This is a genomic window from Vibrio sp. ZF57 (assembly GCF_001691235.1).
GTDB lineage: Bacteria > Pseudomonadota > Gammaproteobacteria > Enterobacterales > Vibrionaceae > Vibrio > Vibrio crassostreae_C.
The window spans coordinates 1-11,988 of the sequence record NZ_MAKD01000097.1; the positions used below are offsets into that span (position 1 = coordinate 1).

The 11,988-nt window shown below is 42.1% G+C and carries 12 protein-coding genes; 9 read left to right on the plus strand and 3 right to left on the minus strand.

What is annotated here, in order from left to right:
• Positions 1-637: 637 nt before the first annotated feature.
• The 3 genes from A6D97_RS14335 to A6D97_RS14345 form a co-directional block, all read right to left on the minus strand.
• Positions 638-1,873, minus strand: a complete 1,236-nt coding sequence (locus A6D97_RS14335; RefSeq protein ID WP_065584667.1) for a hypothetical protein — start codon at positions 1,871-1,873, stop codon at positions 638-640.
• Between the two features lie 168 nt (positions 1,874-2,041).
• Positions 2,042-2,386 carry a hypothetical protein gene (locus A6D97_RS14340; RefSeq protein WP_065584668.1) on the minus strand — a complete coding sequence of 115 codons (345 nt, stop codon included), beginning with the start codon at positions 2,384-2,386 and terminating at the stop codon, positions 2,042-2,044.
• Between the two features lie 9 nt (positions 2,387-2,395).
• Complete coding sequence (locus A6D97_RS14345; protein ID WP_065584669.1) at positions 2,396-2,680, minus strand: hypothetical protein; 285 nt, start codon at positions 2,678-2,680, stop codon at positions 2,396-2,398.
• A gap of 547 nt (positions 2,681-3,227) precedes the next feature.
• Here A6D97_RS14345 and A6D97_RS14350 point away from each other — a divergent pair.
• From A6D97_RS14350 to A6D97_RS14390, 9 genes are all read left to right on the plus strand, one after another.
• A complete protein-coding gene (locus A6D97_RS14350) occupies positions 3,228-3,476 on the plus strand; it encodes a hypothetical protein (RefSeq protein ID WP_065584670.1) in 249 nt (82 codons plus the stop codon).
• A gap of 98 nt (positions 3,477-3,574) precedes the next feature.
• Positions 3,575-4,204, plus strand: a complete 630-nt coding sequence (locus A6D97_RS14355) for a hypothetical protein (RefSeq protein WP_065584671.1) — start codon at positions 3,575-3,577, stop codon at positions 4,202-4,204.
• A gap of 77 nt (positions 4,205-4,281) precedes the next feature.
• Positions 4,282-4,836: a single-stranded DNA-binding protein gene (locus A6D97_RS14360; protein ID WP_065584672.1), complete on the plus strand. Its 555-nt coding sequence runs from the start codon at positions 4,282-4,284 to the stop codon at positions 4,834-4,836.
• Positions 4,837-5,009: 173 nt separating this feature from the next.
• On the plus strand, positions 5,010-7,025 hold the full coding sequence (csrD, locus tag A6D97_RS14365) for an RNase E specificity factor CsrD (RefSeq protein ID WP_065584673.1): 2,016 nt from the start codon (positions 5,010-5,012) through the stop codon (positions 7,023-7,025).
• Positions 7,026-7,027: 2 nt separating this feature from the next.
• Complete coding sequence (locus tag A6D97_RS14370; protein WP_017061344.1) at positions 7,028-8,470, plus strand: MSHA biogenesis protein MshI; 1,443 nt, start codon at positions 7,028-7,030, stop codon at positions 8,468-8,470.
• Complete coding sequence (gene pilO, locus A6D97_RS14375; RefSeq protein ID WP_017061345.1) at positions 8,470-9,117, plus strand: type 4a pilus biogenesis protein PilO; 648 nt, start codon at positions 8,470-8,472, stop codon at positions 9,115-9,117. The genes A6D97_RS14370 and pilO overlap by 1 nt, the downstream gene beginning before the upstream one ends.
• A complete protein-coding gene (locus A6D97_RS14380) occupies positions 9,110-9,442 on the plus strand; it encodes a hypothetical protein (RefSeq protein ID WP_017061346.1) in 333 nt (110 codons plus the stop codon). Before pilO ends, A6D97_RS14380 begins: the two co-directional genes overlap by 8 nt.
• Positions 9,443-9,457: 15 nt before the next feature.
• Positions 9,458-11,095 (plus strand): pilus (MSHA type) biogenesis protein MshL, encoded by a 1,638-nt coding sequence (gene mshL, locus A6D97_RS14385; protein WP_017065932.1) that lies wholly within the window; start codon positions 9,458-9,460, stop codon positions 11,093-11,095.
• A 53-nt stretch (positions 11,096-11,148) separates the two neighbouring features.
• Positions 11,149-11,988, plus strand: a complete 840-nt coding sequence (locus A6D97_RS14390; protein ID WP_017061348.1) for an AAA family ATPase — start codon at positions 11,149-11,151, stop codon at positions 11,986-11,988.

The window sequence follows — 11,988 nt, forward strand, 5'->3', positions numbered from 1 at the left end:
TTCATTTTTTAGGTACTGGATCATCATAGAAGTGTGTGACAGATTCATTTTTTAAGTACTGGATCATCATAGAAGTGCGTGACGGATTCATTTTTTAGGTACTGAATCATCATAGAAGTGTGTGACGAATTCAGTTTTTAACTGATAAAATTCCATAAGTGGTTTGCCGCGATCACATTCAATTAGCAAGGGTAGCTAGTTCGAAACTGTCCCATGCCAATTTTGGTGACATATGTAGCAGTCCTGTACGACTAAGTCACGCTTCACCACAAAAGGAGTCAGATCGTGTATGAGTAAGTACACCAGTGAACATCAGTCTATTTTTATATCACCTTGCTTGACTCGAACACAAAATGAATTCCAGTCGTGAGCATACACATAAACTGGATGTGGCACTGACTGCCCTCGCATAAATTCATCAAAAAACTGCTCCCACTTGGGTGGCAACTCAGACGGGTCTACCAGCGGAAATGCAGCTCCAACCATTCGAAATTCCTCTAAATTAGGCAACTCCATACTCACTCCTGATTAAATCGATTACTGTTGAAACGTTATAGTCGAGTCGTGCCTTAATTGCACGTAGTACCCGCTATTCAGATATGTAGCTGCGATATAGCTATATGGTAACACACGTATGTTAGGCATTTTCCATTGCATTAATTGCCGTTGCCTCCATATCCCCCAATAGTTTCTTTTCATTTTCAAAGAACCACTCTAGGGTCAAAAATTCCAAGCCAAGCCTACCTGAAAAGTGCTCAGAAACAATCGCTCTGAAAGGTTCATTACAACCAGTGAGGGACTTGCTAAAAACAAAGCCCTCATTTTTAAACTCAGAAATTTCTAGGTCATATCCAATATCAGATGCCATCTCTTTGAGAACAACACTACTAACAGCTACAAAAACATAAACTTCCCCTACGATAAATCGATACAGATTAACAGGGTCTTTAATCGACAAAACAAAGGGGTAGTAGTTATCCCAGCGTTGTTCTGTTTTCGCTTGATTGAGCATGTACACGATAGGAGCCTCAATACCTTCGAATACTTCAGCGAAGTCTTTTTCATATTCGGTATTTAGCGCAAGATAATATAGACCTTTTTCGGGACTTAACTTTGCATAGGGTCGATCTTTAGATAGTTCAAGAGCTTTATTGAAAGCTTCTCCATGATGGCGCTCTTCATCATGAAGCTCAACACGTCGCATACCTTCGACCCCACCTACATCCCCGACGTCCTCCTCAAGATACTTTTGTAGCTTGTTTATTGATTCAAGTTGACGCTCAACTCTTTTATTTCTGTTCTTACTGCTTTTTACTTCGATAACAACGGGATCAGAATCTCCAAGAAGACATAAATCACCATGTCGTATTACATTTGTAAGATCGCATAGGATAGCTGGAACATTATTCTTAAAGGCATCCATGAGGAGAGCCAACTCTTGGTCAATGCCATTTTTCCCATGAATATATCCCGACTTCTGTTTAATTTCAGCCGAATCGGCCTCATACAGAAATCGTTTAAGATTCCACTTACTTATGAATTTAAAAACCAAGCCGTCCCCGAAACACCGCCAAAGATAGAGAAGGTATTTATTGCCCGCTATAGACTCCTTTCTTCTCTCGATCAACTCCTTTAAGGCTCTAGCCTCGCTTTTTCCTAAGCCCCTATCTCTCAAACCACGCTTTAAGACCACTAGCTCATCTTTTCTTCTCTTTAACCTCTTTTCATCCCTAACAATCTGCTTAGTCAAATAGGATTGAAATTCAAGAAGTGGCTGAAGATCCGAAGACTCAGGGTCTATGTTATCAAGTTTGTTTTTGAAGGTGAGAATACGCCTTCTATAGTATTTAATAAGACTTAAATTTGAGTCCATTATGATCACCTTGCCCTTGGATATTAACAGCTACTGTTACTCTATCGCTCTGAATCGTAAGAAAATTTGGTCAACACTTCGATGCAGGAACCAGTTGTCAATCACGTTGCTAACTTCGAATGAGCTGAGTCGTTTAAAAGAGTAACGGCTGTTCTAGACTATGCTGGTCTAGTCTAGCATTCCCTGCTTTTCCGCTCGCTTGATGTTTTCGAGTGGCTCCAAGCAGCCATAGCTATACACTCCTTCACGTTCCAAAGATGTTAAGTCATGTACTTGCTGTGCTGCGTATCCCATAAATTCAAAATGCTGCTCGGATTTAAAATCCGGCATTTTTCTAACCATTGCAATCATCTTTGCAAATAAGCTTGAATCAGTTTCCAAACCTGCATCATTAGCAAGGTACCAACATACATAAGCCATGGTTACAGGGCTTTTATTCATGTCTTGCTGTGCGACTGAATTCGAAGAGACACAGAACGAAAGTACAAGTGCCCATTTTACAATGAATTTCATGAGCATTGACTAAGATTGATTGGAGTTTAAGTAATGATTAAGTTTGCCTTTAGCATCATCAATTTGAGGCTGCTGACCAAAGCGTTTCTCTAAAACTTCAAGACCTTGCAATGCAAAAGGGGCTGTATATTCCCTTAATTCTTCTAGAGAAGATCCTGTCTTATGAAGGTTAGCCAATAGTTGTAAATATGCTGGCATTACCTGTTCAAGAGAAGTAAGAAACAAATTGGTTTTAATTTCAAATGAAGCAGCGATTTGTTTTCCTACAGAGCGTCCTTTAAAAAAACCAAACATCGTTGAACTCCTTATCCTAATAATCTGACAGTTTGGGTTACTGGTAGGATAACTACTATTTCTCCTTATGTGTTTGACTAGGTTAACTAAATCAACAAATTTACGAGCTTTAGGGGTCAGTCGCGATTTGCATGTCCTACGAAAAAACCAGCATAAAGTGCATTAGACGCTATGGAGCGCGGTTGCAAGCTAATATCCAGATTCGTGCGAATCGGCCACTACTAACAACGGTGGTCTTTGAAATTTTGGGGTACGAGAAGTTATCTGATAAAGAGCTACACAGGGTCACCACACCAGAAAACTAATGACAAAGAAGCAAAACCTTTGGTTGTCTGCCTAAATTGTTCGGGCAAATCAGAATCCCTGTGATCGGGTGGTCAGAATAGCTGATCGGGTAACCGCTAATACGCAGAGGCGTATCGCCCTTTTGTTGTTATCAATGTATCCTTGTTGAAATTGATTTTTGTTACATCAAATTTAGGATATGATTGAAGTGGTGTCACCAGTTAAAATTAGTTTTTGATGTTGCAAATTTGGAAAGTGAAATATGAAGCTAAATGAAATTAGGTTGCAGTTTGATGCGGGTGCATTCAAGGGATGTAGCGTTACCCGCCCGATATTTAGCAATGAGGGATATATTCTGGTTTGTCACGGGAAAAAATCATCACTAGATACATATTTGACTGCGCAAAGGGGCACCGATGCAAGGGTATTTAAGACAACAGATGCTGCTATCAGTGCTGCTTATCAAATTGGATTTCGTGAGATCAGGGTTTCTCTTTCCGAGCTGAAATAGCACTCCATATATGGCTGTAATCATAATCGAAAATTGATTATCTAAAACTTTGAAATGATGCAGTGGATTTATTAAGTTTGTATAGTGAGAGGTTTTTCATGAGTCGTCGTGAAGCTAAAAAGCAGTTGTTTTATACAGCATTATTAGAGTCGCTAGACAATCTGATTGATAAGGGGTTTACAGGAGAAATCACTCAAACCCAAGTTATCGCTAACGCAAAGTTTCCTGATGGAAAATCCGTTGGCAAGACTACTCTTTACGGTAAGAATGAGAATCGCAATGAATTCATCCATGCTGAGTTCATGGAAAAACTCGATGGCTTAATTAAGGAAGCGAACAAAAAAACAACCACAACAGCCGAAAGAAAAACGGCATCAACAACGCAAAAGCTTAAGGATAAACGATCCGAGTATAAAGAGCTGGAAGCTGAATATGACTCCGTTTTAGTCCAGTTTGCTGAACTTGTGGAGAGTAAAAAAAATGTTAATGCAGCGTCTAATGAAAACCGAGTGCGAACATTAGAAGCAGACCTCTATGTTGTAGCATCATTACTAAATAGTCGTATTGATGGGCAAATCAAAGAGATTGCAGCCATAGTGGAAAACTACAAAATGAAACACTCAGGTCAGGAAAGATTGGCTGTGGTAAATGATAGGGTTTCTAGGCTGGAAAGGCAGATTAGGGACTCCAAAATCACATCGTTATTTGGTACAATGAACGAAAGTTAGCAGCCTTTACTCATTCGTATAGTGGCGGCAATTGAAAATAAGATATAAGTATATGAAATTTAATAGAAAAGGTTATAATTATGAGTAGAGGTTCGGTTAATAAAGTCATCTTAGTGGGTAACCTAGGTAATGACCCTGAAATTCGTTACATGCCAAATGGCGGCGCAGTAGCGAACATTACCATTGCAACGTCAGAGTCATGGCGTGATAAAGCAACTGGCGAGCAGCGTGAAAAAACAGAATGGCACCGTGTTGCTCTGTTTGGCAAGCTTGCGGAAGTTGCTGGTGAGTACCTACGTAAAGGTTCTCAAGTTTACATTGAAGGTCAACTTCAAACTCGTAAATGGCAAGATCAAAGCGGTCAAGATCGCTACACAACTGAAGTGGTTGTTCAAGGCTTCAATGGTGTAATGCAAATGCTTGGCGGCCGTGCTCAAGGTGGTGCTCCTGCTCAAGGTGGCATGGGTAACAACCAACAGCAAGGTGGTTGGGGTCAGCCACAGCAGCCACAGCAACAACAATACAGTGCTCCCGCTCAACAGCAGCCAAAAGCACCTCAACAAGCTCCTCAGCAGGCTCAACCTCAATATAATGAGCCGCCAATGGATTTTGATGATGACATCCCATTTTGAGGATTACCTGAGACCTAGTTTTTAATATATTATAAAGACAGTATTAAATTGGAAAAAGCCGCGTTCATCGCGGCTTTTTGTTACCTACAATTCTTAACGCTTTATTTACAACGTCAATTTATAGTATAAGTAGCAATACGGTATAATGTGAGTTGAAAAGGATTTCGTTATTCATGAGATATACCCCGACACTAAAATTGAGCACTCGATTGGTCGCATTTGTCACCGTGATAGTGATCAGCGCGATGTTCATTCTTTTTATTGGTGGCACACTTTCCTTTAAGCGTATTGGACAGGAATATTTAGACCATTATTTGGTTGGCATTGTCGACGTTGTAGATAAAGAGATGGAAGACCCTGACGCCGCGTATTCAATGCAGCGTTGGATGCCTAAGATGTTGCAGGCGAGCAATATTGTTGAGATGAAACTCTCGAACAAGACCGGCATCGTTTATCGTTTCAAAGATACCTCCCCACAAATTGATCCCAATCGTCTTTATGAGAAAAGCTTCATTTTAGAGCGTAATGAAGGCTACCGAATCGAATTTAAAGCACTTCCTCCTTATATTGGCTACAACTACTCAATGGAAGCGATGTGGTCAATTACTTTGGCTGTCGCATTGGTTCTGTTCTGTCTTGCTCGCGGTGTTCGTTGGTTGAAAGAACAACTCATGGGTTCTGAAATCTTGGAAGAGCGAGGAAGAATGATCTTGGCCGGTCAGGTTGAAGCTCATGCAAAGGGAGATGAGCGAGAGTGGCCTTATACCGCAAGCGAAGCCTTAGATGTATTGATTGAAGAGCTACAAGATGCTCGTCAAGAACGAAGTCGCTTTGATACCTTTATTCGTACCCATACTTTCCTAGATAAACTCACGGGAACGGCAAACCGAGTTTTATTCGATAATAAGCTGGAATCGGCACTGCATGAAAGTGGTGCTCGAGGCGGTGTGTTACTGATACGTATCGACGAATGGGAGCAAGTTAGTGATGCTAACGATAAGCAAACCACAGACGGCTTTATTATTGAAGTCGGTGAAGTACTGTCGAATATCGTTCAACGCTATCCCGATGTCATTTTTTCTCGCTATTACGAAGCGGACTTTGCTGTATTTATCCCTCATCAGGGCGCAAAAGATATTGCGACCTTGGCTGCTCAGTGTTTAAGGCAGTTAGATAAGCTAACTCCGCCAGAGCCTTTAGAGTCGGATAACTGGTGTCATATTGGTGTGACCATGTATACCGAAGGTGAGCGTCATAGCCAGATCATGGATGAAACGGAAACGGCACTAAAGAGTGCTCAGTTAGAGCGTATTAATAACTGGAGCCGTTACCCGAAAGAGAATAAGAATGAGCTTGATAGAGGCAGTGTTCGTTGGAGAACATTACTTGATAAAGCGCTGCTTCCTGAAAATTTAGTAATCTTTGCTCAGCGGTGTTATCTTATGCCGGAATCTGGTCAAGTTAATGAATTGCATAGAGAAATATTTACTAGAATTCAGGATCCTGACAAAGGTTTATTGAAATCGTCTCGATTTATGCCTGCGGTAGAGCAAGTGGGTTATCAAGCTCAAATGGACCAATCGGTTCTAAAGGTTGTGTTGAAATCGTTGAAAGAATCAACTCAACCTATCAACTATTCAGTGAATCTGAATGTTACCCCGTTTGCTAATAAACAGCACTTTAAGTGGTTTAGGAGTGAGTTGTTACAGCTCTCTGCTCAACACCGCTCTCAGCTTGCGTTTGAATTTTCAGAAGGGCACTTGATTGCTCATCTTGATTATATGAGACCGGTGGCAAAGATGTTGCGAGGTTTAGGGTGTAAAGTTGTGGTTGGCCAAGCTGGGCGAACCATTGTTAGCACTCACTATATAAAGGATTTGAAGGTTAATTATATTAAGCTTCATCGAAGCCTAATAAAGAAAATCGACCAAAGGCATGAGAACCAACTGTTTGTTCGAAGCTTAATTGGGGCGTGTGGTGATTCTCCAACTCAAGTTATTGCCGTTGGAGTCGAGACAAAACAAGAAAAGAATACCTTGATAGAGTTAGGCATTAACGGCTATCAAGGGAGATATTTCGACGAAGAACAACAAATTATCCCTTTGCCTAATCAAGCAGAAAAAGCCGCGAAAGCGGAATCTGTTGTCAAAGTTGGACGAAGAAATCGATGGCGTAAGAGTAGTAGTTAAGAATGAATTTTAAAGCGATTTTAGACAAAATAAAGCCAACGAATAATAAAGGTAGCTCGCAAGTTGTCTTGCTGGGCAATGACGCCATTTATATTTCATCGACTGAACAAGATCCTCAAGTAGCCAGCATTCCCGTGGTTAATGGGGACTGGGAGAGTGCGCTAAAAAAATCGCTTAGCAGTGAGGCGTTTACCAGTAATAGCGTCCAACTGATTGTCTGTGCTAACTACTACCAAACCTACCAAATTGATAAACCGGACATTCCAGAGAGTGAATGGTCGGTAGCACTGCCTTTTTTACTCAAAGATCTTGTTTCAGAAAGAGTCACGGAAATTACTGCGAGTGCGGTCGCGTTACCAACGTCGAACAAGCTGCAAGTATATGTCCTGCCTAAAAAGCTGTTGGACAAGCTTTTGAATATCACTAATTCGGCTCAGGTTGAATTAATAGGTGTTGCTCCTGAAGATGAAATCTGGGGTTACAGTGCAGGCGAACTGTCTAATTTCATTCTTTTACAACGTAGCGTCAATTCACACTTTAAATTGGGTGCGTTTGTCGAAAATACCGTTTGTTTTCAAAGAACCATCCGCAGTGTTGTGCCACCTTTAACGGGTGTTGCGTCAAGTGCTCTGCAGTTAGATGGCCTCGCTTTAGAGCTTCAACGCTCGATTGATTACCTTTCTTCTCAAATTAAAGGCACCCAGCTTCACCAGCTTAAAATCTGTTGTGACGAAGAAGATGAAGCAGAGTTACAAAGTGCCTTAAACAGTACATTGAGCTCGACAGTTTCACTGTTGGTTGAAGGTGAGCGTGATAATTCAGAGAGTTTGTTGCTTAAACTTGCAGCTGAAAAAGAGACGTTTAAGGTCAATCTTTACCCTGAACACCTTAAGCCTAAAAAAGAATATTTTACGCTGACCAATGTTGTTGCGAGCTGGGGAGTAATTTGTGTTTTGATGCTTGGTGGTTACTTCGCAATGCAGTATCAAGTTTCTAATCTAGATAAAGAGCTAACAGCCCTGCAACAAGACTCGAATCAACTTAACAAGCAAGTTAACCAATTGAATAGTAAGTTAACTCAGCATAAACCGTCTCCAGAGAAAGTCGCGGCGGTTGCGCGTCTCAAACGTGAGACTGAGGCTAAAAAAGAGGCTTTGAAGGCTGTTGGACAATACGACGAATCCCAACAAGTCGGGTATTCTGGCGTCATGAATTCCTTAGCTAAATTAGGCCGAAATGACATTTCTCTTTCGCACATCTACATGACCCACGATACTTTAGATCTTAGTGGCTTGGCTCGTAACGCAAATGTCGTTCCGAACTGGATTGGTCAGTTTAAAAGTGAGCTTAATTTAGTCGGACGCACTTTTGAAAAACTAAAAATTGGCCGTAATGATCAGGATGTGGTGACGTTTGAGCTAAGTACTCGTCGGGAGAGTAAATAATGCAGCAGTGGAACCAGCTGAGCGATAAGTTTCTTGCATTAAGTCAAAGAGAAAAATGGCTACTTTTTGTGTGTGGTTTTGTTGGCCTATCGATGTTGTTGTTCACCTTATTGGTTGAGCCTGCGTATCTCGATCTACAAGCTAAAAATGCCAAGGCGAGCAGCCTGACTCAATCGAATCAAAGGCAGCAAGGTGAGTTACTTGTTCTGCAAGCTCAGTTAAACAAAGACCCAGACAAAGAAATTAATCGAGAGTACAAAAAGCTGCTGGTGGAGAGCCAAGATCTCTCTCTTCAGCTTTCTCAGATTGTTGATGGATTAATCACGCCTTCTCAAATGTCGCAGTTACTGGAGAGCGTTCTTAACGCCGGTAATGGACTAAAGCTTGAATCGCTAGAGTCATTAAAACCAGAAGCGATTTCGAACAATAAAGAGACCAGCGAATATTCAGGCTACTTTCTTCACCCTGTAAGAATGGAGCTAACCGGCAGTTACTTTGATATCTCAGCTTACCTTCAAGCACTTGAGTCTCTACCTGTGAGTTACTACTGGCGCACATTTGAATACTCAGTAGAAGAATATCCTAAAGCTCGACTGGTGTTCGAGGTTTACACATTAGGTACTAGACAGGAGTTTATCGGTGGTTAGAACTCTTTTGTTGTCCTTGCTATTTAGTAGCTCTTTTGTGTGGGCTGAGCAAGATCCCACGGCGCCATTAGGCTGGCTTTCACCTCAACAGAAAACGGCGCCTGCTAAGAAAGCACCAACTCGTTATCGCTTGCCTTCTTTAGAAAGCATCGTGTGTAAGGGAGATACGCCTTGCTATGCGATTATGAATGGTCAGATTCTCGGACAAGGGGAAACGATCAGAGGGTACCGAGTTAAGAACATAGATCCAGAATACGTCACTCTGCAGAGAAGCTCTAAGCAGTGGAAATTAGAGATGTTCTCTTTAGATGTTAAGAATAATTAAGGTTAGAGTGAAGACATGCGTAAACTTGTAGTAGCAATCCTAGTGTCATCTTTAGTCGGCTGTTCGATGGGGCATAGAGATCCTGTTGAGATTAAAGAGTCTTTAAACGAATCAATTAATGAAGCCAATAGCAGAGCGCTTCATGAGCTGCCTTCGTCGGTTCAAGATGACCTTATGCCTCAGCTTAATTCTGACTCGATGTCTCCGGGGATGGAAACGGTTAAGCGTTTTCGTATTCAGGCAAAAGGCGTTGAAGCGAGAACTTTTTTTGCCAGCTTAGTGAAAGGTACGGAATATAGTGCGGCTATTCACCCAAGTGTGTCTGGAAACCTTACGCTTAATCTAACGGACGTGACGTTAGATGAGGTACTGGCTGTTGCTCAAGATATGTATGGCTACGATATTGAAAAGCGTGGCAAAGTGATTCAAGTTTATCCTGCCGGTCTTCGCACCGTAACGATCCCTGTCGATTACTTACAAGTTAAGCGTTCTGGTCGCTCACTAACGACGATCACCACCGGCACGATCTCTAACTCAGATTCGAATTCATCGAGCTCTTCAAACTCGAACTCAAACTCGTCAAATTCATCTAATTCTTCTAATTCATCAAACTCGACATCGAATGGTGGTACAGAGATTGAAACGACCTCTGAAAGTGATTTTTGGCCACAGCTTGAAGCGGCGGTTGCTCACTTAATTGGCTCGGGCGATGGGCAAAGCGTTGTCGTGACCCCGCAAGCGAGTGTGATTACAGTGCGTGCTTACCCTGACGAAATTCGTGAGGTTCGAGAGTTCTTAGGTATTTCTCAAAAACGCCTGCAGCGTCAAGTTATCCTAGAAGCCAAAATCATGGAAGTAACCTTGAGTGATGGTTACCAACAAGGTATTAGCTGGTCTAATTTATCTAAGTCGATTGGCAGCGGCGGTGTGGTAATTGATCGACCTGGTGGAACTTTGCCTCCATTAGATGCGATCAGCTCTTTGTTAGGCGGGCAAACCAACGTAACGATCTCAGATGGCAGTTTTGAAGCGGTATTGAGCTTTATGGATACTCAAGGTGACCTGAACGTTCTATCAAGCCCACGAGTCACAGCTGCAAACAACCAGAAAGCGGTTATCAAAGTGGGTACTGACGAATACTACGTGACGGATTTATCTAGCGCGGTAGGCAGTGGTGACAACGCGAACGTCGCACCTGAGGTTGAGTTAACTCCGTTCTTTTCGGGTATCTCCTTAGATGTGACCCCTCAGATAGATGATAAAGGTAGCGTATTCTTACATGTTCACCCAGCCGTTATTGAGGTCGAGGAAGAAGTGAAAGAGCTCAACCTTGGTTCTACAACGGGTGTGGTGCAGCTTCCTTTGGCGAAAAGCTCTATTCGTGAGTCTGACTCAGTGATTCGAGCTCGAGATGGCGATGTGGTTGTTATTGGTGGTTTGATGAAATCCAACACCAGTGATGTGACCTCTAAAGTTCCATTCCTCGGTGATATTCCAGCCTTAGGTCATTTGTTCCGTAATACCAATCAGTTAACGCAAAAAACTGAGCTCGTGATCTTACTTAAGCCAACGATCGTGGGTGTGAATACTTGGCAAAATGAGTTGGAGCGTTCACGTGATCTTCTTCAGCAGTGGTTCCCTGATGAAGAGTAATTGCTTACTTTCTCAATATAGAGTGGCAGTGTCTCACTAAGCTAGGTCGTCGTATGTATCAAGCTCACTTTGGTTTTGAACAACTGCCATTTACCTTAACGCCGAATACCGATTTCTTCTATGGTTTAGCGCCTCATTTCGAAGCGATTCAGACGGTAATCTCGGCGTTGGAAATGGGCGAGGGCGTGATTAAGGTGACCGGAGAGGTAGGCACTGGAAAAACCATGGTTTGCCGGATGTTGGTCAATCACCTACATGACTGTACAGCTCTGATCTACTTACCAAACCCTGTGTTATCAGGGGCAGACTTGCGCCAGGCGGTTGCAACAGAGCTTGGTTTAGCTGTCGATAATGAAGCAACCTTGGTTGATAACATTCAGCATAAGCTCATTGAATTGCACAATTCTGGTTTAAGAGTGGTGGCTATTCTTGATGAAGCTCAGGCTCTATCGGATGAAGCGCTCGAAACATTAAGGTTGTTTGGTAACCTTGAAACGGAAGATAAAAAACTGCTGCAGATTGTTCTATTAGGTCAGCCAGAATTGGATGCTCGATTAGAGGCTTATCACCTAAGGCAGTTTCGCCAAAGAATCACATTTAGTTCGACACTGAGACCGCTGAATCTCGATGAAACGGTGGCTTATATTGATAATCGAATCGCTAAATCTGGTGGCAGTCCTGAGTTATTCAGCTTGAATCAAAAAAAGGCGATCTGTCGTTCGTCGTTAGGTATCCCTAGATTGATAAACCAACTTTGCCATAAGGCTCTATTGCTTTCGTTCAGTGAAGATAAGAAAAGTATCGACAACCAACATCTTTTTTCAGCTATGCATGAAACGTACGATGTGTGTAAGCCTAAATTTAAAACGCCAATACTGTGGGGTTGGAATTAA